The following is a 22,504-nucleotide window of genomic DNA, read 5'->3' on the forward strand; positions in this document are numbered from 1 at the left end:
ACCTTTATTTCACCGTTACGATCACGCGCGTGGATTTGCCACCGAAGCTGACTGTAATCGTTGCTTTACCTTTGCCTGTCGCTTTGACCACACCGTCTTTCACGGTTGCGGACAGGATGCGCGAGGATTTCCACAGCGCAGGTGTGGAGACATCTGATTCGCTTCCGTCATTATACGTGGCGGTTGCTACCAGGTTGACCGTTTGACCAACGCTCATATTTAAGCTGACTTCATTCGTTTGCAGATATTTCAGAATATCCACTTCCACCGGAATCCGTACGGTTTTGTTACCATACTTGGCACTGATCGACGTTTTCCCGCTGGAGATAGCCGTAATTTTACCTTTTAGTACGGAAGCGATCTTGTAATTCGAAGTGCTCCATTCCGCTTTGTCGCTGACGTCCTTGGTAGAACCGTCACTGAAGGTTACGGTTACGGTAACATTCGCTGTTTTTTCTTTGGCTTTGCCAGCCGTTTTTAGCGCAACGAAATCTACATCTGCATCAATCTTTGAAATCACATCAACCTCGACAGTAACCGTGACCTTCTTGCCGCCGTATTCCGCCGTAATGGTTGCCTTACCGCTCTTCATACCCGTAACTACACCCTCGCCGTCCACACTCGCCACTGCAGGGCTGCTGGACTTCCAGGTTGCTCTTTTGTTAAGGCCTTCCGCCGACTCGGGATCGTTCACAGCCGATAAATCAATGGTCTTTTTATCCCCGGTGGACATAATGATCAGACTTTGCGGGGAAGTCAGCTCACTGACCAAGCCCACTTCAACCGTCATCGTATACGTCTTGCTCTCATACTTGGCTGTAATCGTGGCGGTTCCTGAGCTAACACCTGTGACGATGCCCTTGTCGTCCACTTTCGCGATTTCTTCCTTATTGGAGCTCCAGTCGACTTTATCTGTCAGCTGCTCCGAAGGCTTGTCCGCTCCGTAATCGAGCACAAGGCTTGCTGCGTATGTTCCGTTCACTTTCAAAGAAACCTTTTTCGAAGAAAGCTCGACCTTCAGCGGGATGTCCACCGCTACATGTGTTGTCACGGTTACACCACCGTAAGTGGCAGTAATGTCCGCTTGGCCTTTTTTGTAGGCGGTCAACAGTCCATTCGAAACATAGACAATATCATCCTTGCTGGATTTCCATTCCGCTTTATTCTGTACTTTCTCGGTTTGGCCGTTCGCATAGGTAGCAGTCAATTCAAGCTGCTGGGTTTTCGTGCCTGTAAGACTGAGTGCTACTTCCTCTAACATATCGAGATGGCGCGGAACGTCAACATCCACGTTGATCGTTACGCTCTTATCCCCGTATTTGGCTGTAATGACTGCAGCGCCAGGAGCGTTTGCAGTAACTGCGCCCTGCTTAACGAAGGCCACTTTCTCGTTGTTGGACGTCCACACTGCGTCTTTTGTAATATCTACCGGATCTTTATCGGGATAAACAGCTTCCAGCTTGATCGGATTTTTAAGCGTTTCATTGGTATGCAGGAAAATATTTTGTTCGCTTGCCTGCAAACGGATGGTCTTATCAACATCCACCTGTACAGTTGCTGTTTGAGTGCCGTATTTGGCCGTAATCGTTGCCGATCCCGGTCCATAAGCCGTAATTTCACCTTTAATCACATCCGCTACTTCCGCATTGCTCGTAGACCATTCGGCTTGTGCGGCTACATCATCCTTTACCTCCCCGTCAGGATAGGTTGCCTTCAGGGTAATTTGTACGGTTTTCTTTTCACTGACCAGCATAGACACTTTCGTCTCGCTTGGATCCAGGCGTTTCACCAGTTCCACGCTCACCGGAATGGATACCGTTTGCTTGCCATAGGTAGCCGTGATGGTTGCCGTACCGGAACCAATCGGTTTTACCTCGCCATTCACAACCGAGACCACGCTGCTGTCGTCCACAGTCCATTCAGCCTTGTTCGAAGCATCCGTATCTGTAGAGTTATCCGTATAGGTTGCAGTCAGATGAATGGTCGGGTTGTCGCTCAGCTTCAGTTCAAGCTTCTTCTGAGGGTCCGCTACTGTAAGTGCCTTGACCTTCTTCGTTACGTTGACTTGAACCGATTCGGTTTCACTGCCATAAACGACCGAAATGGTCGAGCTGCCTTCCCCTACTGCGGTAATGGTACCGTTATATACGGTGGCCACAGCTTCGTTTTTGCTGCTCCAGCTTGCTTTTATCGTCACATTTTCAGTTGAGTTATCTTTATAAACGCCCGTCGCCGTCACAGATGCCGTATCGCCAATCTCCAGTGTAACCCGGGATTTTGAGAGAACCAGCTTGGACAAATCGGCCGTTGTAGCCGCCCAAGTGACTCCGGAATATGCCATGCACAGCACCATAACCAGCGACATGACAAGCATCTTTTGAAGCTTCTTATGCAATGTAAATTCCCTCCAATTCCTATTTTGATAAACACATCATACCTCACATATCGGTCAAACGGGCGATGATTATTAGCTTTTTTGCATGTTTTTCGGGTTTTTTTCACGAAATTGAGTTATTTTGTCGATTGCGTCAAACATCCGTTTACAGGGTAATACAGTGGTTGGTAAGTTCCACCTTAGAACAACTATCCTTCCGATTGCACGTCTATTATATATATGGAGGTGCCTACCCATGATCACAACAGACCACCCGATAACGGGCAGAGCCGACGCACTGATACGGGAGCATTTTGGCAGCAAATTCCCGTTAACTCTCACGATCGGCATTCTGGAAAATGGGAACCAGTATTACTGGGGCCATGGTCAGCCGCAGGGCTTCGATTATTCATCAGCCATTTATGAAGCGGCCTCGATTACTAAGGTTTTCATGACAACACTGCTTTACATTCTCGAACAGCAGGGCAATCTGAAGCTGACTGACACCATCGGCAAATACATACCTGAATGTGCTTCCAATCGTAAAATCAGCTCGATAACCCTCGAACAGCTCGGAGAGCATACATCCGGGCTACCCCGTCTTCCTGCCGGACTGAAATCCGTCATGACGGACAAGCTTAATCCCTACCAGCATTACACAGAGGAGCATCTGCTCAAGGATCTGCTTAAATGCCGGCCAGCTGCACCTGGAAACTTCGAATACTCCAATCTTGGTGCAGGCCTGCTCGGCTATATCCTGACACGCTGCACCGGCCATAATCTGGAGGAGCTGGTGCGGGAAATGGTATGCGGACCACTCTTTATGGAGGATACGGTGTTCGGATTGAGCCCATCTCAGCAGCAAAGACAGCTTCCCGTGTATACTGCGAATGGTAAAGAGATGCCTTACTGGGATTTTGGCGTTCTGGCAGGGGCCGGGGGCCTGCGCACCACTGCCAGGGACCTGCTGCAGTTCGCCAAGGCGAACGCGGGCATGGGGGCTGCATCCGTGACGTCGGCCATGAAAGCGACCCAACTGCCGAGGCATCGTATCCGCCGGTATGACGAAGTTGGAATGGGATGGATGATCCGGACCGGTGTCTATCACGACCGGATGCACTGGCATAACGGCGGCACCTACGGCTCAAGCAGCTTTATCGGTTTTCACAGGGAGAAGAATATGGCGGTCATTGTTCTCTCCAACAACGGCAGCTTTGCGCTCAGGCCCTTTTCCAGGCTCCGTGCCCAGAAAAGACATGTCGATGAAATTGGGCTTGAGCTGCTCAGATCCATGACCAAAACGATCGATTAATGAGTAAACTTTCATTTTTCTGTTACCGAAATGCGGTTTTTCCATCTCTATATTGCATGTATGGTTATTGAAAGGGAATTGAATCTCTGGATATAAGGAGGGCCATCATGCAAAAATGGATCGCTTTTGGAATATTCAGCATTTTATTGCTGGGTGGTGCAGGCGCTGTGTGTGCCAAAATGCAGCAGCCTCCGCCCCTCACCGCTCCTGCCGGACAAGTTCTTCAGCACTCCGGCCCGGATGGAGAATCAGGCACTTCCCGGAAAACCTCCAAGGCAGACTTTGAAGTGACAAATCTAACGGTACACAGAGCCCACTTCACCGCTGATTACCCGCAGATTAAAGGTCTGACAGGCGTACTCGCCGAGGAAAATATCAATCAGGATCTGGAAAATATCATCCGTAAATATAGCGAGGACATGACGACAAGCGACAAACTGAACCTGAGTTATGAGGTAGCCAGCAGCAGCGGAGACTTCTATTCGTTTGTCTTCCATGGCACCTTGACCCAAGGCATGCCAAACGGCGTAACAGGCGAATCCTTTCCTGTGCTGGATACACTGAACTATGATGCCAGAACGAATTCCAGAGTCGTCTCTGAAAATCTTTTGAAGCATGACAAGGAATCCCTGGCGGCTTTCAGCAAGCTGTTCTCCTCCTATGCCGGCAAAGACGCGAAAGCATTCGGGAATGACATGGGTGTTTTCTTTACAGATGCGGATATTGTCTTTTACTTCTTGAAGGATGACGCTGCACCAGGATATACGCAGGTGCATATTCCATTAGTAGAAGCCAAGCCTTTTTTTAACGATCCGATCCAGCCATTGAATAAGTAAGCTGGTTCCGGGTAAATTGCATATTCCGTTGAATAAAAAAAGAGACTGAACTCCGTCAGGTTCAATATAGAACCTTTCGGGGACAGTCTCTTTTTTTCGTCCAAATGATATATTTACGCCTTATCCGTTGGCAAAGCGCAGGAACCGTCCTGGCAAGCCAAGTCATCCGAGCCGCCGACCATGGTCAGCGGATGATCTTCCTTCCAGATGTTCTCGAGCGCATCCACAAACACATCCTCCGGCTGAGCGCCGGAAATACCATATTTCTGGTTCACAACGAAAAATGGCACACCCGAAATGCCGAGCTTGGACGATTGGCTCTCATCCTCACGTACATCCGCTGTATAAGCATCACTTGCGAGCATATCAGCGGCAGCCTTGGCATCAAGACCAATCTCTCCGGCAAGACGCGCCAATGTATCGCGGTTTCCCAAATGCTCCGAGTCGGTAAAATAGGCCTTGAACAAACGCTCGGTCATGTCATAACGCTTGCCGGATTCACCTGCCCAATGCGTTAAGCGGTGGGCATCAAATGTATTCGTGGGCTTCATGGTATCAAAGTGGTAGGTCAGCCCCACTGCCTTGGCCTGCTCGGTCATATTGGCATTCATCGCTTTGGCTTTTTCGATCGTCATCCCGTACTTGGAAGCCAGAATGCTGTGCATGCTTTCTTCATTATCGCGAGGCGCATCCGGAGCCAGCTCGAAGCTGCGGAAAACCACTTCAACTTCATTTTTATGCTCAAAACGTTCCAGTGCCGCTTCAAAGCGACGCTTGCCGATGTAGCAGAATGGACAAGCAAAGTCGGACCAAACTTCAATTTTCATTTTTAAAATCCTCCTAAAGGTATGGAATGTTATGTTATGCTAACTGATACTTTTTTATACACAGTATAGATTAAAAAGAAAGGCAGGATTACCCGCCAACTAACTGTAACTTCTTTATATACATTATATAATGAGTACTACTTTTGTGCAACTTGAATGGAAATACCGCTCGGTCTGGAACGACTAGCCCACGGTCGGAGCTGCTGCAGGAACCGGCTCCGGCTCCATAGGCTCAACGAGCGCATGCCGTTCCCAGGCCCGGCTTTTCCAGCGGAAATACATGATTACGGCACGCGTCCATTCATCAGCGGCTATGGCGAGCCAGACTCCGACCAGACCCAGATGAAGATGGAAGATGAGAAAATATCCAAGCGGCAGCGACATGCAAACCATCGAAATCAGCCCCATATATACCGGGAACCGGGCATCGCCCGAAGCACGGAGGGAGTTGATGATGACGATGTTCACCGTTCGGCCCGTTTCCAAGATAATGCTCAGCAGAATCACCTGCGCACCCATACGGATAATCGTCATATTATCGGTGAAGAGGCTCATCAAAGGCACACGGAATGCAATAATGATGATATCGATGACGACGGTAGCGGCCAGAGCCCATTTTACACTTTGAAATACCCGGGTGTAAGCGTCCTGGTTGCGGCGCGAGCCGACATAATGGCCGACCATGATTGCGGTGCTCATACCGATCGCCATGCTGAACAAGTAAATATACATCGAGATATTACTGGCATACTGCCGGGTGGCCATCGCCTCTGAGCCGAGATAGGTCACATACAGCGTAAAGGTCAGCTGGCAGATCTGATAGACGATATTTTCAAAAGCCGAGGGAATGCCAATGCTGAGTATTTTGCGGACATACTCTTTGGACAGATGAATGTAATATTTCCATTCCACTCTCACTTCCATAACACGGTACATCAGCCAGAAGAAAACGAGCAGGCATACCAGGCGGCTGAACACCGTTGAAATGGCTGCGCCCTCCACACCCATGGCGGGAAAGCCCAGGTGACCGAAAATCAGCAAATAATTGCCGACCACATGCAGTATATTCATAAAAAGGGATACCACCATAGTTTCCTTGGTGAACCCGTGAGTACGTATAGTTGCAGCCAGTGCATTGATGAGAGCCTGCAGGAAAATGCCGCCTCCGACAATCCGCATATACGACTGTGCATAGTCAAAAATTTCCCCATGCACGTTCAGCAGCCGCAGCATATATCCGCCTAGTCCGAGAAAAATGATACTCAGGATCAAGCCGACAGCCAAATTCAGCGTCAATGCGTTGCCTGTCACTTTGGCGGCCTCCAGCCTTTTCTTCGAGCCCAGATACTGGGCAACAACGATAGCAGCCCCGCTTCCAATGACTTCAAGCAATAGAATCGCTATCGATATAATCTGGTTGGCTGCGCCTACCCCGGACACAGCGTCATCTGACACCGAGCTGATCATGAACGTATCCACGCTGCCCATCAGCATAAAAAGGAACAGTTCAAGAAAGATCGGCCAAGTCAAACTCACCAGGCTGAGACGTCCCGCTTCTGACCGTTCGGACGAATCATTAACAAGTGCGGTCATGAGTCAGAAATCACCTTACTTCCATTAAAAATTAACTTTAAAACAAAGGTATGTTAGCACACTTTGCTTGAAATTACAGTCTTTTCGCGAAAATTCCTCCATAGAAATTCATGAAAAATATTACAGCTTGTCCTTGCGCCTTTAACCGTTCTGCAGAAGCGTTTGGCACGGATCCTATGCACGACTCAAATCAGCTCATCGAGGCAGCGCTTACATCTTTATAAAAAAAGAGTTGATAATTGAGAAATCATCCTCTATGATATTGTCATCAGGCCGGATATGAAAATTAAAGCACTTTAACTTTATAACAACTAACATCCTATGAAACCTTTATACAAGGGGAATACATACTCTAAAAGTTAAAGCGTTATAATTTTTAAACTAATAGAAAGGTTGGTGTTTCCGTGACCCATCGCGAAAGCCGGCGGCAGACACTATATATGTATCTTTTCATCGCTCCATGGCTAATCGGCTTCCTGGTATTTGCCCTATATCCTATTCTGTCATCGCTCTATTACAGCTTCACGGATTATGACATTATTCACCCGCCCAAATATGTCGGACTCGCGAATTACCAGGAAATGTTTCATAACGATTTGTTCTGGAAATCCGTCGTAGTGACACTGCGGTACACGTTTATCAGTGTGCCGATCCAGCTGCTGCTGGCACTCGGGTTTGCGCTCCTGCTCAATCAGAAAATACCGTTCCGCGGCTTTTTCCGAACCGCCATGTATTTTCCGAGCATGGTATCCGGCGTTGCCATGTCACTGCTGTGGTACTGGATATTCAATCCATCCATCGGACTGTTCAACTACGTACTATCCTGGTTCGGCATCAGTGGTCCATCTTGGCTGATGAGTCCGGACTATGCGCTCTACGCCCTTATGATTATGTCCTTCTGGACAGCGGGCTCAGGTATGATTCTATTCCTTGCCGGACTGCAGGGTGTTCCTTCAAGCCTTGTTGAAGCTGCCAAGCTCGATGGCGCAGGACGTTTCCGGATCTTCCTGAATGTGACGCTTCCTATGATTTCACCCGTGCTGCTGTTCCAGCTGATTATGGGTGTCATCGACTCGTTCCAGGTATTTACCCAAGCGTATGTTATGACCCAAGGCGGTCCGAACTACTCGACCTGGTTCTACGTTTACAACCTGTATACGAGCGCATTCAAGGAATACCGCGCAGGTTACTCTTCCGCACTGGCATGGGTACTGCTGATCGTGGTTATGCTCTTCACGGGGCTCATCATGAAATTCTCGAACCGTTATGTCCACTATGAAGGAGGCGGACGCAAATGAGTACGATTCCGGCTGCCGGTCCGAACGCTTCGTCTTCCCTGACCAAGCCCCGGCGCAAAATCGATGCCGTAAGCATCGCCAGCTTCATCGCTCTGGTGGTTACCACCTTTCTCATGCTGCTGCCTCTGTTCTTCATGGTCTCAACTTCATTGAAATCAAAAAAGGAACTGCTCAAGTTCCCTCCGACCTTTTTGCCGGAGACATGGCAGTGGAGCAACTATAAGGATATTTTTGAAACGCTAAATTTCGGTCAGATGTACGCCAACAGTTTAATTATCGGTATTTTGACGGTTGTCGGCACCCTGCTCTCGTCAGCCCTGGCGGCCTACGGTTTCGCAAGATACCGGGGCAAAGGCAGCAATCTGTGGTTTATGCTGATGCTCAGTACCATGATGCTTCCGTATCCGGCGATCATGATTCCGCAGTTCATTCTCTTTTCCAAGCTGAACTGGATCGATACGTTCCTGCCGCTGATCGTGCCTGCATTTTTCGGCTCAGCGTACAATATCTTTTTGCTCCGCCAGTTCTTTTCCACGCTGCCGGATGAGCTGTTTGACGCCGGACGCATCGACGGCTGCAGTGAATTCCGGATGTGGCGGCAGATCGCCCTTCCGCTTTCAGGACCGGCGCTTGCGACGGTTGCCATCTTTGCCTTCATCTACAGCTGGAACGACCTTTTAACACCTGTGCTCTACTTAAGCTCATCGGATAAGTTCACGCTTCCGGTCGGCATGTCTTCCTTTACTTCGTCGCGGTTCCGCATTCCGCCTTGGCATTTGCTCATGGTCGCCTCCGTGCTGGCCATGCTGCCGATCGTCACCCTGTTTGCGATAGCCCAAAAGCGGTTTGTGGAAGGAATTGTACTTACAGGCATCAAGTAAAGGCCCCGCCGCAGCGGCGGCAAAAAAACTTGAATATATGGGGGATATCGTTCATGAAAAGGAAAAGGATGAAAAAGACTTTTGCACTTCTGCTTGCGACCAGCATGCTGGTTGTCCTGGCATTATCCGGCTGCAGCGGCGGCAAATCAGCAGGTGACGTGGCTCCTGCAGGCGATAGCGATACCGGCAAATCCGGTAAATCCGGCGAGCAAGTAACCATTACGCACTACACCATCGATTCCGAAGACCGTACCTTTATCGAAAAGCTGATTCCGGATTTTGAAGCCAAGCATCCGAACATTAAGGTCAAAGTGGAAAAGGCGCCTTACGAGCAGTTCGACAGCAAGCTGCAAACGCTGATTGCCGGCGGCAAATCACCTGACGTAACAAGCCACTACGGTTATGGCGGTTTTGCGGAATATTACAACAAAGATATGCTGCTCGACATGAACGACATTATTAAGGAAGACGGATTCAAAGCATCCGACTACAGCATTCCGGATGATCTGATGAAAATTTACACGGTAAAAGATCATGTGTACGGCGTTCCGGTCAATATGTATGTCACGCTGATGCTCTACAACAAAGACATGTTCGATGCTGCCAATGTCCCTTATCCTCCAAGTGATTACGAGGACAAGAGCTGGACGTTTGACAAAATGGTTGAAGACGCGAAAAAAATGACGCATGTATCCGAAGATATTGCCAAAACGCAGTATGGCGTTGACTTCACATGGTCCGAGCGCGATATGCGCCCACTTTATTTCGGTGTTGAGCCGTACTCACAGGATACCTGGACCAACGGCGGCGTACCGTCCGAGACCCACTTCGATTCTCCGGACGTGATGGCAACGTATAACAAGCTGTTCAATCTGATCTTAAAAGATAAGGTTTCCCCGACAACGGAATGGAGCAAGAGCGTAGCCGGACAAAACGGCGATGCCTTCGTAACCGGCAAGCTCGGCATGACGGTCAGCGGTTCCTGGAGCCTCGCGGGCTCCAATGACTTCCCGTTCAAAGTCGGTGTAGCTGCAGTTCCAGCCGGCGGCAATGATAAGGTCCGCAGCGTGCTGTTCGTCGATCCGCTGCTGATCCTGAAAGGCTCCAAGCATCCGAAGGAAGCTTTTGAATGGATTAAATACCTCGTCAGTGACGAAGTACAGGAAAAATCGATTGATCTGAGCGGCGGTAACCCTCCAGTCAACACGAAGGCAGCCGAGGCTTACTACAAGCATTTTGAAGGCATTGATCCTGATGATGTGAAAAAGGTTTACGAAGGCGCTGTGAAATACGGCTTTGAATCCTATAACCATCTGATTACCAACTATTCGCAAATCAATGACATGTTTATTAACGAAATGCAGCCGATAGATACCGGACATAAAACCGTCGAAGAAGTCATGCCGACCATTCAGAAGAAGGTCATGGAAATTATCAAACGTTAATGCTGATCATGTACCGTCCCGAAAGGGGCGGTGCATGTCTTAAATTAGCTTCGCGGCCAGCCCTCCGTACATGTATACTAGTGTTAAGTTGATGTAAACGTACGGAAAATCTGCCGCAAGGAGAATAAACGATGAAGGTTAGTATATTTGATGTAGCAAAAAAATCAGGACTGTCCGTCGTGACAGTATCACGGGTATTAAACGGCGCCGAATCGGTGCGCGAGAAAAACAGACAAAAGGTGCTGGATGCCATCAAGGAGCTCGATTACCGTCCCAACGCGGCTGCCCGCAGTTTGGCTCGCGGCAAAACCGGGATCGTCGGTTTGATTGTAACCACCCTGCAGGACTCCTTTTTTGACGCTGTCGTCAAGGAGCTGAATGAGGTGCTTGCACTCCATGGCTATTTTCTCGCTGTATCGGTCTCTACCGGTATTGGATCCGATGAAGCCCATTATCTGATCCAGGAGGACCGTGTGGATGGCCTCATCCTGCTCTCACCGATGGAAGAGGACAACTACATCGTGGAATTGAAGCGGCGTAATATCCCTTATGTCCTGATCGATAACCAGAAACCGGAAAATGACGCTTTCTCTGTAACCATTGACAACTATAAAGGCGGCTATGCCGCAACAAAGCATTTGCTGGATCAAGGCCATACCTCCATTGCTCATCTGAGCGGGCATAACATGTTCCGCAGTACACGGGAACGCCGCAGCGGCTTCCTTCAGGCACTGGAGGAAAAGAACCTCGCTCCGTTTGAGATGGTGACAGGCGAATTTGAAATCGATTTTGGATATGATATCTGCCGGAAATGGCTGCGTGAAGGCCGTCTTCCTTCCGCTGTATTTGCAGGCGATGACAATATTGCGCTTGGTGTTGCGAACGCTCTGATGGAAGCTGGAATCCGCGTGCCTGATCAGGTAGCCATCGTGGGCTATGACGATCAGCACATCTCCTCGAAGCTGCGCCCGCATCTGACAACGGTCCGTCAGCCTGCTGACCGGATTGGCCTTGCCGCTGCGGATATGCTGCTCAAACGGATGGACGGTACGATGAAACGCGGGGCAAATGTGCGGATTGACCCTGAACTCATCGTAAGAGAGTCTACTGTACCGAAAACAGAAGGATAACTTAAAAAATATATCCGTATATATAGGAGTGACGACCATTGACTTACTACTTGGGAATCGATGGGGGAGGAACAAAAACATACGCCCTGCTGACCGACGACCGAGGCAACGTGCTTGGCAAAGGCGTAAGTGGCAACGGCAATCACCAGATTGACCGTTCCATGGCTGAGCAAAGCATCCGGGAAGCTGCGGAAGGCGCGCTGAACGAAGCAGGCCTGCGGGTTCATGACATCTCGCATACCTATTTCGGGCTGGCTGGCGCAGATCGGGAAGCAGATTACCGTATCCTGCATCCTTTGGTCCAGAGAATCGGTTTCACCCAGAATTATTCGATCAATTGCGATACGATGATTGGCCTGCGTGCAGGCACCAACCACCCTTATGGTGTCGCTCTGATCTGCGGAACAGGAACCAACTCCGCTGGACGAAATCCTGCGGGGGAGCATGTCCAGGTAGGCGGATTTGATTACATGTACGGTGATTTTGGCGGAGGCGGTTCCCTCAATATTGAGGTGTTCCGCTCCGTCATCCGCTCATGGGATGGCCGTGAGCAAACGACGCTACTGACGCCGCTTCTGCTTACCTTCCTCGGATATGACAACGTCAGCGATATGTTTGAAGACTTTCAGGATCACGGGAAGCATGTGCCCGTACATGCGGCGAAGCTGCTGTTTGAAGCGGCGGCGGAAAATGATACCGTAGCCCTTGAGATTCTGACCCGTCAAGGTGTAGAGCTCGGCAAATCAGCGGTGGCAGTTATCCATAGGCTTGGCATGGAGAAGGATACGTTCGACGTCGTGCTGGCAGGAAGTCTGCTAACACGGGGAGACCGCGGCTGGATCCGAAGCAAGGTTGAACAGGCAGTTGCTGCAGCCGCTCCGAATGCAGCCGTCGTCACGCTGTCTACAGAGCCGGTTGTCGGCGCCGTATGGTCAGCCATGGAAGCAGACGGACATTCAATAAGCCGGGAAGTGTATGACAAAATGCGGACCTTCCGTGACTTTGAACATATTAAACAAACAACAAGATAATCCCATATATATAAATTCAATTCTTTCAAGACTGGAGCGTGCAGAAATGACAAATGAACAAGGACTCAAAATAGCAGTAATCGGCGGCGGATCTTCCTATACTCCGGAACTCGTTGAGGGATTCATCCTTCACTATGCCGAGCTCCCGGTACGTGAGCTGTGGCTGGTGGATATTGAGCCAGGGCAGCGCAAATTGAATATTGTCGGCAACTTGGCCAAGCGTATGGTCGAGAAATCCGGTCTTCCCATTGAAGTCCATCTGACCTTGGATCGCCGCGAGGCGATTAAAGATGCAGACTTTGTCAGCACCCAAATGCGGGTAGGTATGCTGGATGCGCGCGGCCGCGACGAATCCATTCCTCTGAAATATGGTGTGATCGGCCAGGAAACCACCGGTCCCGGGGGCATGATGAAAGCACTTCGGACGATCCCGGTCCTGCTCGACATCTGCCGCGATATTGAAGAGCTTGCCCCAAACGCCTGGCTGCTGAACTTCACGAATCCTGCGGGCATGGTTACGGAAGCCATCCTGAAATATTCCAATGTAAAAAGCATCGGCCTTTGCAATGCGCCCATCGGCTTGATTAAACAAACATCAGCCAAATACGATGTAGAAGCGGACCGCATTTATGCTGAATTCGTTGGCCTGAACCATCTGCACTGGATTACACGCATTGATGTGAATGGTGAAGACAAGCTGGATGAAATGCTCGCTGATACCGCTGGCTACAGCGCGAAGAACGTGCCTGCACGGGAATGGAATCCGGAATTCCTTCAGTCCCTGCACGCTCTTCCCTCCTACTACCTGAAATACTTCTATATGACCGATGCCATGCTCGAAGAGCAGCTGGAATCCTTCCAAAAAGGCGGCAATCGCGCGGAAGTGGTGAAGCGTGTTGAGGAAGAGCTGTTCGAGCTGTATAACGATCCGGAACTGAAGGATAAGCCAAAGCAGCTGGAACAACGCGGCGGAGCCTTCTATTCTGAAGCAGCCGTGAATCTGATGCGCTCACTGTACAATGGTTCGAATGACATCCAAACCCTGAACGTCGCCAACCAAGGCATTATTGACTTCCTGCCGGATGATGCGAGCATTGAAGTCAACTGTGTAGTCACCAAAACCGGCCCGCTGCCGCTTCCATTGACCAAGGTCCCTCCGATGGCTGTAGGTCTGATCCATGCGGTTAAAACCTATGAGCGTCTCGCCATTGATGCCGCTGTAACCGGTGATCGCGGTCTGGCAATCCAGGCATTGGCCCATCATCCACTGGTTCCGTCCGTGGAAGTGGCGATCCGGATGCTGGATGAAATGCTGGAAGCGAACAAGGAATATTTGCCGCAGTTCTTTAAAGAAACGACAGCTAATGCATAAATGACGGAATTATATATGATTTCCTGAATGAAACCGCCCTGCCCAGGATGAACCGGAGCAGGGCGGTTGTTGTTTTGTGCTTTCCCTCGGAATCATTGTGCAGAATATCTCTACTTCAGTTGTCCGAACAAATCATTAAATACTTCACTCATCGTAGGGTGCGTGAAGATTTGGTCTCTCAGGAATGTATATTTTTGCCCGGTTTGCATGAATATTTGAACGATATTAATGATTTCGCTTGATTCTGTGCAAAAGAGCGTACATCCCAAAATCTGATCCGTCTTGGCATCGATGACTGCCTTTAAAACGCCTTGTGTCTCTTTCATTAATCTGGCTCGGGGACTGGCTGCGACAGGCATTTTCGCTATCTTAATCTCATATCCCTGTTCCCTTGCCTCATCCTCTGACAAACCTACCCGCGATAATGGAGGATCGATAAATACCGAGTAAGGAATATTCACCCGGTCCTTCGTGGAGCGTTGCCCAGCGCCAAATAGTTGATCCTTTATGATTCGATAATCATCCAACGAAACATAAGTAAACTGTGGCCCGCCCTTCACATCACCAATTGCCCAAATATGAGGAATGTTCGTCTTCAGATATTCATCCACTTGAATGGCTCCCTTTTCATTAACCGCAATGCCTGCATGAGCCAGATTCAATTCTTCCGTATTTGGCCTTCTGCCTGTCGCCAGCAGAATTGCATCCGCCTCTAACGATTCAGGTTGATCCGCACCACTACGTGAGTAAATAACCTGTGCGCCATCCGGTTGCTTATCTTGGACAGATTGAACTTGTGCACCGGATATATACCGTATCCCCTTACCCTCAAGCGTTTTTAGGACCTCTTTGGCAATATCGCGGTCTTCACGCTTCAAAAATGCCTCTGCCCCATCGAGCACAGTCACGTCTGATCCGTAATTAGCATACATCGATGCAAATTCCAGGCCGATATATCCTCCGCCGATGATGACAAGACGTTTGGGAAGATCCGTTTTATCCATCAACGTCGTGCTGTTATATACGTATTTGCTTGCATGGATTCCCTGAATACTCGGAACCATCGGAGTTGCTCCTGTATTAATAAAAATCCGCGCCGCGGTAAGCAGAACGGTTTCCTCCTTCATTGCCACCTTTATTTCATGTGAGGAGACAAAGCTTGCTTTGCCTGTAAAAACAGTGATTCCTTCTTTATCGCTCAGATTGTGATAGTTTTTAGATCGTAAAAAGGATACCAGTTCGTTCTTCTCTGAAATGGCTTGTGTATAGTAAGCATTCTGATCCTCAAAGGAGTTTGGATTCATGAAGGCTGCATACTTGGACTGATACGCAAGCGATTTGGATGGAATACATGCGATGTTAATGCAGGTTCCTCCGTACATTTTATCGGACTGCTCGATCATCGCAACCTTCCACCCTTGTCCCTCCATCTCAACCGCCAGTGTTTTTCCACCCTTGCCAAAGCCAATAATAATGGCGTCATAATTGTTATTCATCTCATTCTCTCCTTTCCCGTAGCTTTTCCAAAAATCCACTTTCCCATCAGGATGTCCATTGATATCAATTACCCAAACAAAAAGAAGTGTAACTATAAAAGTTACACTTCTAATTTAAGGAAATATATTTTCCGGCCATGTTTACTTCTCTATTTTCCTGTTAACTGCTCTTGTTGTGAATGCCAGAAACTTCTGTCGTCAGCACTCTGCTTCTGGCACTGCGGACCAGCAGCAGATAGCAAAGCACGGAAAATACGTCCGCACCAGCGATCACGATGCCCATCGGAAGCGCTGATGTGCTGCCGCCGATGCCGACTAGAGGACTGACAATGCCGCCGAAAATGTATGATAAAAGTCCGAGCAGTGCCGATGCGCTGCCTGCCGCATGCCCATAATTCTGCAAAGCCAGCGAGGAGCCCGCGGTACCCACAATACCAACGCAGGAGACAACAATAAAGAGCGGTGGCAGGATTGCTGCAAGCGGCGCTTTGGCTGTCAGCAGAATTAGGAGAGACAGGCCTCCGATCGTTGCCAGGGTAATACCTGTCACCAGCAGTTTCTTTTCGTTGACCCGTCCGGCCAGTCGACCTGTGATCTGTCCAGCAATAATAATGCCAAGCCCGTTCATAGCGAAAATCAGACTGAACATTTGCGGGCTCACCCCGTAAATTTTTTGAAGCACAAACGGCGATCCCGAAATATAGGCAAACATCGCTGCAGAAATAAATCCCGAGCTTAATGCAAGGCCCATAAATTTACGATCTTTCAGCAGTACACCAAATGTCTTGAGCGTGTTCTTCATGCCGCCGCTGGAGCGTTTATCTGGTTTAAGCGTCTCGGGTAATCCAAAAAGTACCGATAAAAGCATTACGATGCCAATCGCCGCAAGCACGATAAAGACGCCGCGCCAGGATGTCACTTGCAGCAGCTGACCGCCCACAATCGGAGACAAAATTGGTGCTGCACCATTTACCAGCATCAGCATAGAGAAAAACTTGGTCAGCTCCGAGCCGGAATACATATCTCTGACAATCGCGCGCGAGATGACGATCCCAGCGGACCCTGCAATCCCTTGAATAAAACGCAAAAGTATCAGCATCTCAATCGATGTGCTAAATGCGCATAATAAAGATGAAACGCCGTAAACCACCATGCCGATCAGCAGTGGAATGCGCCGTCCGCGAACATCACTGAACGGCCCAGCGAGCAATTGGCCCACCGAAAGTCCAATCAAACAGGAAGTCAGGCTGAGCTGTGTCAGCGAGGTTGTCGTATGCATCGTATCCGCGAGGCTTGGCAGCGCAGGCAAATACATATCCAGCGAAAATGGACCGAAGGCAGATAGCGCCCCAAGAACGATAATCATCCAAAGCCGGCTTGTGCTGGGCCGTACAGGCTGCTCTTCCTGAACCCCGTCCCTGCTTTGGATACCTTGCGTTTGTTTATTCATAACGAGTAAGTGTTCCCCCTTATAACCATTACAGCATGAGTTCTGCCAATGTTTCATGCCACCGCCGGAGGACGGACTCCTCTTCCTTCAGATCAATCTGAATCCCGGTGGTAATATTGGCATATTGCGCCACATCTGATCTGACAGCCACAATATCTGCCTCGAACCGTTCGCGCGGATGTTTGGCTGCAGGCAGAACCGGCAACCGTTTCAGCGAAAGCTTGATATAATGCGCTGCTCCAGCGTAAACAAACGCCAGAGTCGCCTTTTCCGTACGAATCAGGTTACGCGTGGTTGTCGTACCGGACCACATGGCCAATCTCACCCGCTTGGAGTCCAAAGCAATTATTTCACCTGCACTGATCATGGCCGTATGTGGCCATTCTTCTTCCGTGACGGTCATCAGCATCAAGGCTTCATGCTGTTTGGTCTCGAGGTCCTTACCGTTCAGCAGCTCATATAGTTCCGCGGAAAGCTCCTGGCTTGGCGACTGTTCCATAGAATCGAGTCCCTCCTCCTCTTGTATTTTCATTCTATTGTAGCTCATTTCACGCTTGAAAAAGAACCCTAAAATTTTTCATATGGCGGTGTTTGCTGGATGATCTCCCCCCAGATGGCAATCAACGCCTGAACTTATTTTCTTTCAAATACTACATATGCTAGACTCAGATTATTGAAAAATATGTAAAATCCATTCTAAAGAGGTGCAACATTATTGAAATATTCCGATACTTCTTACGAAACCGAGAGACTTAGGATAAGACCCTTAAAAGTAGAAGATTACTTAGCTTGGCTTACTGGATACAACAATAGACTAACGTCCCAGCACAGACATGATGAAGGTAACCGGGATATGAATGAATGTTCCATGGAATGGTATATGAGTTTGATACAACAGCATCAAGAGCTAGCACGGAATGACAAAGTTTATGCTTACGGGCTATTTTTAAAGGATGAAGGGTCACATGTGGGGATGATCGACTTCATGACACTGATAAGAGATGAATTCCAATGGGGATGTATTGGATACACGATTCATAATCAATATTGGCGCAATGGTTATGGTAAAGAGGCAGTACTTAAAGCGCTGGACATTGCCTCCAATGATTTGAAATTCCACCGTATTGAGGCGCACATTAATGTTGATAATGAAGCCTCCATCCGACTCGCACAAAGCACAGGACTGGAATATGAGTGTACCCGCAAAGGATTTATTTACGAATTTGGCGATTGGACGGACAATCTTATCTACTATAAAAATCTGATATAACGGCTGAGGGGTACATCAGAAACAGCCCGACCGAAAGTATCCGGCCAGGCTGGTATTTCAGGCAAATCTTAATGCAAATAGCCCCGTTCGACTTCATTCAGCACTTTTCTGGCATGCTCCACCCAAAATTCATCCAGGGGCGCATCATCGTCAAGCGGTGGCTGAAACTGGTCGAATAGGGCACCCATTAAATGCGGGGTGGCATGCTTGTCCGTACCCGTGTTGTAGATATATTTGAATACGAACGGGCGTCCCAGCTTGACGGTTGCATGGCATCCGCCGCATTCTCCATCCAGGTTCCCCTTGGTCACGTGGAAAGGAATCCGCAGCCATACCATCCGTTCCTGATCGAGCCGTTTGTCCAGATAGCCGTGTTTGTAGTCCCAGTTCCCGGCTAGCGTAAAATCATGCGTGCATAAGTAGCCATCGATATTTACAAAGCGGTCTTCGATATTTTCGAGTCTTGACTCCAGATTGATCATTTAAGTTCGCCCACCTTGCTGTTTTTAATCTAAGGATGGACGGGAATGGTTCGCTTTATACGAAAAGGTGACATGAACAGAAAAAAAGCACCGGACCGATAGGGCCCGATGCTCTTTGTGCTGCTGCAAAGTTAGATGGTTTGACACATAATTATTTCTCGGCGACGGCTTTAACTTCTACCGAAGCAGACAAGGCTTGTTTTTTATCCCCATTTGCGAGTACGTAAATGTAGTAATTTTTCGACGGTGTGATTTTATCTCCATTAAAATCCTTTTCGTCTGCGTTGAAGGTAATCGGAGTTTCATCATTACTAGCCGTTCTTAACGTCTTTATTTTTTTGGCCACGGCGTCAAACGAGATTTTGCTGGATGAGAGAAATACGGAATAGGACTGACCTTCCGCTTTCGTAAAAGTAACCTCAAGAGCCCCGTCCTTATTCCATGACGCCTTCACGTCCGTAGGTGCGCCGGCACTGTTGTTTTTCAGAGTGACCGTCTTCGTACTTGCCAGGCTGCTCGTTCCGGACTTGGCAACAGACAGGACATATACCTTATAATCCATATCTTCAACGATTTTACTTCCATCTGAATCCGTTGCGTTTTGGGGGAGCGCCTGATCGAAATTACTGCCTGTGTCTGCACGTGCTGCGCTGTTCGCCTTGTTTGCTGCTTTAAGATCAAAGCTGCCCGCAATACTTCCCTTTACAACAAATATTTTATACTCTTGAATATTGCTTTCATCCTTTGCCTTTACAAAAGATACCTGAATGTCTCTAGCATCATGTTGATCATCAACATCAACTGCACTCAAATTACTTACCAGAGGTGCGGTTGTATCTAATTTAATATCACCGGAAGCATCCGAGAGAGCATACGTACCGTGGTTACTAACGGAAAGGACATACACTTTATAGGAAACATCACTTGTAATTGCATCTCCATCGGTATCTCTGGAATCAGCGTCCAGCGTCCTTGTATAGCTGTTGTTATTGTTTTTGCCAACGACCGTATAATTGGAACCACCTATATTGCTTGCAACTGTTTCATTAAATTTTCCTGCTTTCGAGGATTTCACCACCATAACCCGGTAATGCTGAATATCCGAATCGTTGTCAGCACGGTTAAACGTTACCTGCAGATCGCGGCCATCATTATTGTCTCCTACATCCTGAGCACTGACATTCTTCGCTGCTCCCACTGCATAGCTTTGCGACAAAGTAATGCCAGTTGATGGGGATGATAGCGCATTGTTGAAGCCGTTTGCTCCTACCGATAGCACAAACACCCGGTATTTAACGTTGTTTTTGATCGCCTGGCCGTTTATATCCTTCGCGCTGGAAGAGAGGGTCTTGGTGATGCTTTGTTTGCTTCCGGCATCCGTAATACGGGTATAGCTGCCGCTTGGCACGGCATTGGCCGAGGTCAGATCGAAATAAGGGTAATCAGACTCTTTGACAACCATGATTCTGTATTCATTAATGTTATAATCTTCTTTCGCACGCGTAAACGTAACTTCCATATCGCTTCCGTTATTATTATCGTCGATATCTCTGGCCGTTACATTGGCAGCCGGATATACACTTGTGTTGCCGGTCAGCGTAATGGCTGAAGAGTAGCTCGACAATGCATTCGTACTGTATGAACCTACAGCGAGTACAAAGACCCGGTAGCTGACGTTATTACGGATGGATTGACCATTCACGTCTCTTGCGCCCGAGGAAAGAGTTTGGGTAATGGTATTTCCCGCTTTATTTACGGAAGTGTAATTGGAGCTGGATACGGCATTGGCTTGCGCCAAATCGAAATAATTAGCATCCGCAGCCTTCACAACCATAATCCGGTAGCCGTACAGATTGCTTTCATCCGCCGCCCGTGTAAACGAAACACGAAGATCACGGCCATCCCCATAATCTGAGACATCGGCAACGTTCACGTTCGTCGGTGCATATACATCCGTATTTCCGTATAACACAATGGAAGAGGAAGATGACGAGAGCGAATAGCTACCCGAGTAACTTCCGGTTCCTACGGCCATGACGAAGACGCGATAGGCCACACCCGGGTTGATCAGCGATCCATCCACATCTCTGGCTCCACTCGACAAGGTTTGATTAATATTGTACCCTGTCTTGCTGACCACCGTGTAATAAGAACTGGACACACTGCTTGCTTCTGACAGATTGAAGCTGTTTGCTCTGCTGTCCTTGACCACAAAAATACGGTAAGAACCGATCCGGGACTCATCGGATGATTTGTTGAACCGCACCATCAGATCGCGTCCGTCCCCGTAGTTGCTGACATCCTCTACTTTGGTAATAACCGGTGCCGCAATCGCGCTGGCAGTCAGCGTAAATGCGGATGATGCGGAGGAGAGCTGGGATGTTGCATTGCTGCCGTTAGCAACAGAAAGGATAAAGACGGTATAGGAAACGCCGTTTTTAATATATTCACCGGAAGTATCTCTTGTTGTTGAATTTAATGTTGAAGTTACTGTCGTACTGCTCGACTTGCTGACTGTCGTATAGTTAGAGCTTGCTACCGCATTGGCAGAATTGAGACCAAAGCTGCCTGCATCCTTGGTCTTCACGACCATGACACGGTAGTTCTGAATGTTGCTTGTATTTTGAGGCTGGTTAAAGCTGACCGAAATATCCCGGCCGTCGCCATAATCATTGATATCGCTCGCTTTTACGCTGGAAACCGAGCTCACCGGTGAAGCTGTTGTCAATGTGACCGTTGGTGATACGCCGGATAAAGAACTGGATCCTCTTTTGCCGACTGTGAGTACATAGACGCTATATGATTGATTAGCCTTCAACACATCACCGTTCACATCCTTCGACTGTGCCGACAATGTTACGAGCGGATCATATCCGGACGGCTGCACCGATGTGTAAGATCCGGTAGAAAGAGCCTGGGACAGTGTAAAGCCATATGCATTAGAGGACTTGACTACCATAACACGGTATTCGCTGATATCCGATTCCCGCTGCACTTTTGGAAAGCTTACCTCCAGGTCGCGACCATCGCCGTTTTTGCCTACGACACGTGCGGATACGTAAGAAACGGAGCCAACCGTTGTATCCGAGGTCATGATACTTACGGTCTGCGCGGCCTGATTCCAGTTCACTTCAGCGCCAAGCGTTTCGCTCACGAAGCGGACCGGGACCATCGTGGTTCCCGACAGATTTTGAGCAGGTACATCCAGCGCGATCCTTTGATTGTTGACCGTTGCCGTCTGCGCTCCTATTTTGAGTACGATCGTAATATCATCTCGGGTTGCGGTTACCGTACTGGTCTTCTGGTTCCACGACACCTTTGCATCAAACGCTTCGAAAATCGCCCGCATTGGCAGCATCGTTCTGCCTTTGACCATGGTGGGCGCCTGCAGCGGATTCAGTTTGACTCCGTCCACATACACACTAATTTTTTGGGCGGCTGCTCCCTGCACCTGCGCAGGCTGCAGAGAAAATGAAACAACCATCAGTACCGCCACAAGCATAACCCAAAGCTTTTTCACGGTTCTCCTCCTCTATCTTTCTTATATAATTAGCTACACTTATTTGACGAGCGAAGTGCCAGAAATGTTTTCCATTTTTAAAAAAATATATAGGTTCTATACATTAAAAAGGCGTCTTCGACGAACCTTTTCAGATTTAGACCTTTTTCGAGGTGCAATTAAAAAAAAGCACCGCCTTGTAGGCAGT

General features: G+C 48.7%; 17 protein-coding genes. 9 read left to right on the plus strand and 8 right to left on the minus strand.

Translation table 11 applies throughout. From position 1 onward, the window contains the following. Positions 1–4: 4 nt before the first annotated feature. Positions 5–2,395 (minus strand): Ig-like domain-containing protein, encoded by a 2,391-nt coding sequence (locus tag KJS65_RS17575; RefSeq protein WP_244864611.1) that lies wholly within the window; start codon positions 2,393–2,395, stop codon positions 5–7. A 235-nt stretch (positions 2,396–2,630) separates the two neighbouring features. Here KJS65_RS17575 and KJS65_RS17580 point away from each other — a divergent pair, with 235 nt between their 5' ends. Then, complete coding sequence (locus tag KJS65_RS17580) at positions 2,631–3,686, plus strand: serine hydrolase domain-containing protein (protein ID WP_136607846.1); 1,056 nt, start codon at positions 2,631–2,633, stop codon at positions 3,684–3,686. Between the two features lie 107 nt (positions 3,687–3,793). Next, positions 3,794–4,522 (plus strand): polysaccharide deacetylase family protein, encoded by a 729-nt coding sequence (locus KJS65_RS17585; RefSeq protein ID WP_213651176.1) that lies wholly within the window; start codon positions 3,794–3,796, stop codon positions 4,520–4,522. 113 nt (positions 4,523–4,635) lie between these two features. On the opposite strand, the gene KJS65_RS17590 is transcribed toward KJS65_RS17585, so the two are convergent. Together KJS65_RS17590 and KJS65_RS17595 are read right to left on the minus strand one after the other, a co-directional pair. Beyond that, positions 4,636–5,349: a DsbA family oxidoreductase gene (locus KJS65_RS17590; protein WP_213651177.1), complete on the minus strand. Its 714-nt coding sequence runs from the start codon at positions 5,347–5,349 to the stop codon at positions 4,636–4,638. A gap of 183 nt (positions 5,350–5,532) precedes the next feature. Then, positions 5,533–6,942, minus strand: coding sequence for an MATE family efflux transporter (locus KJS65_RS17595; RefSeq protein WP_136607843.1), 1,410 nt, complete (start codon positions 6,940–6,942; stop codon positions 5,533–5,535). A gap of 440 nt (positions 6,943–7,382) precedes the next feature. Here KJS65_RS17595 and KJS65_RS17600 point away from each other — a divergent pair, with 440 nt between their 5' ends. From KJS65_RS17600 to KJS65_RS17625, 6 genes are all read left to right on the plus strand, one after another. After that, on the plus strand, positions 7,383–8,240 hold the full coding sequence (locus KJS65_RS17600; RefSeq protein WP_211147081.1) for a carbohydrate ABC transporter permease: 858 nt from the start codon (positions 7,383–7,385) through the stop codon (positions 8,238–8,240). After that, positions 8,237–9,121, plus strand: coding sequence for a carbohydrate ABC transporter permease (locus KJS65_RS17605; RefSeq protein WP_136607841.1), 885 nt, complete (start codon positions 8,237–8,239; stop codon positions 9,119–9,121). The genes KJS65_RS17600 and KJS65_RS17605 overlap by 4 nt, the downstream gene beginning before the upstream one ends. 53 nt (positions 9,122–9,174) lie before the next feature. After that, complete coding sequence (locus KJS65_RS17610) at positions 9,175–10,566, plus strand: ABC transporter substrate-binding protein (RefSeq protein ID WP_213651178.1); 1,392 nt, start codon at positions 9,175–9,177, stop codon at positions 10,564–10,566. A gap of 131 nt (positions 10,567–10,697) precedes the next feature. Then, positions 10,698–11,696 (plus strand): LacI family DNA-binding transcriptional regulator, encoded by a 999-nt coding sequence (locus KJS65_RS17615; protein ID WP_213651179.1) that lies wholly within the window; start codon positions 10,698–10,700, stop codon positions 11,694–11,696. Positions 11,697–11,734: 38 nt separating this feature from the next. Continuing rightward, positions 11,735–12,727 carry an N-acetylglucosamine kinase gene (locus KJS65_RS17620; RefSeq protein WP_213651180.1) on the plus strand — a complete coding sequence of 331 codons (993 nt, stop codon included), beginning with the start codon at positions 11,735–11,737 and terminating at the stop codon, positions 12,725–12,727. Between the two features lie 46 nt (positions 12,728–12,773). Beyond that, on the plus strand, positions 12,774–14,099 hold the full coding sequence (locus tag KJS65_RS17625; protein WP_213651181.1) for a 6-phospho-beta-glucosidase: 1,326 nt from the start codon (positions 12,774–12,776) through the stop codon (positions 14,097–14,099). Between the two features lie 110 nt (positions 14,100–14,209). On the opposite strand, the gene KJS65_RS17630 is transcribed toward KJS65_RS17625, so the two are convergent. The 3 genes from KJS65_RS17630 to KJS65_RS17640 form a co-directional block, all read right to left on the minus strand. Further along, entirely contained in the window at positions 14,210–15,595 is a 1,386-nt protein-coding gene (locus KJS65_RS17630) for an FAD-dependent oxidoreductase (RefSeq protein ID WP_213651182.1), read from the minus strand. A 160-nt stretch (positions 15,596–15,755) separates the two neighbouring features. Further along, entirely contained in the window at positions 15,756–16,961 is a 1,206-nt protein-coding gene (locus KJS65_RS17635; RefSeq protein WP_244864636.1) for a multidrug effflux MFS transporter, read from the minus strand. A 112-nt stretch (positions 16,962–17,073) separates the two neighbouring features. Beyond that, a complete protein-coding gene (locus tag KJS65_RS17640) occupies positions 17,074–17,544 on the minus strand; it encodes a pyridoxamine 5'-phosphate oxidase family protein (protein WP_213651184.1) in 471 nt (156 codons plus the stop codon). A 216-nt stretch (positions 17,545–17,760) separates the two neighbouring features. Between KJS65_RS17640 and KJS65_RS17645 the strand changes: the two genes are divergently transcribed. Then, on the plus strand, positions 17,761–18,315 hold the full coding sequence (locus tag KJS65_RS17645; RefSeq protein WP_213651185.1) for a GNAT family N-acetyltransferase: 555 nt from the start codon (positions 17,761–17,763) through the stop codon (positions 18,313–18,315). Between the two features lie 68 nt (positions 18,316–18,383). Here KJS65_RS17645 and KJS65_RS17650 read toward each other — a convergent pair whose 3' ends face one another. Both KJS65_RS17650 and KJS65_RS17655 read right to left on the minus strand, forming a co-directional pair. Then, entirely contained in the window at positions 18,384–18,797 is a 414-nt protein-coding gene (locus KJS65_RS17650; protein ID WP_213651186.1) for a YugN family protein, read from the minus strand. A gap of 151 nt (positions 18,798–18,948) precedes the next feature. Next, positions 18,949–22,317: a copper amine oxidase N-terminal domain-containing protein gene (locus KJS65_RS17655; RefSeq protein WP_213651187.1), complete on the minus strand. Its 3,369-nt coding sequence runs from the start codon at positions 22,315–22,317 to the stop codon at positions 18,949–18,951. Positions 22,318–22,504: the final 187 nt, after the last annotated feature.

Origin of the sequence: Paenibacillus sp. J23TS9, assembly GCF_018403225.1 — a bacterium.
Classification (GTDB): domain Bacteria; phylum Bacillota; class Bacilli; order Paenibacillales; family Paenibacillaceae; genus Paenibacillus_AQ.

Coding starts and splice junctions, on each gene's coding strand:
- KJS65_RS17580 (WP_136607846.1), top strand. CDS start 2,631: ATGATCACAACAGACCACCCGATAACGGGCAGAGCCGACGCACTGATA.
- KJS65_RS17585 (WP_213651176.1), top strand. CDS start 3,794: ATGCAAAAATGGATCGCTTTTGGAATATTCAGCATTTTATTGCTGGGT.
- KJS65_RS17590 (WP_213651177.1), bottom strand. CDS start 5,349: ATGAAAATTGAAGTTTGGTCCGACTTTGCTTGTCCATTCTGCTACATC.
- KJS65_RS17595 (WP_136607843.1), bottom strand. CDS start 6,942: ATGACCGCACTTGTTAATGATTCGTCCGAACGGTCAGAAGCGGGACGT.
- KJS65_RS17600 (WP_211147081.1), top strand. CDS start 7,383: ATGTATCTTTTCATCGCTCCATGGCTAATCGGCTTCCTGGTATTTGCC.
- KJS65_RS17605 (WP_136607841.1), top strand. CDS start 8,237: ATGAGTACGATTCCGGCTGCCGGTCCGAACGCTTCGTCTTCCCTGACC.
- KJS65_RS17610 (WP_213651178.1), top strand. CDS start 9,175: ATGAAAAGGAAAAGGATGAAAAAGACTTTTGCACTTCTGCTTGCGACC.
- KJS65_RS17615 (WP_213651179.1), top strand. CDS start 10,698: ATGAAGGTTAGTATATTTGATGTAGCAAAAAAATCAGGACTGTCCGTC.
- KJS65_RS17625 (WP_213651181.1), top strand. CDS start 12,774: ATGACAAATGAACAAGGACTCAAAATAGCAGTAATCGGCGGCGGATCT.
- KJS65_RS17630 (WP_213651182.1), bottom strand. CDS start 15,595: ATGAATAACAATTATGACGCCATTATTATTGGCTTTGGCAAGGGTGGA.
- KJS65_RS17635 (WP_244864636.1), bottom strand. CDS start 16,961: ATGATTATCGTTCTTGGGGCGCTATCTGCCTTCGGTCCATTTTCGCTG.
- KJS65_RS17640 (WP_213651184.1), bottom strand. CDS start 17,544: ATGGAACAGTCGCCAAGCCAGGAGCTTTCCGCGGAACTATATGAGCTG.
- KJS65_RS17650 (WP_213651186.1), bottom strand. CDS start 18,797: ATGATCAATCTGGAGTCAAGACTCGAAAATATCGAAGACCGCTTTGTA.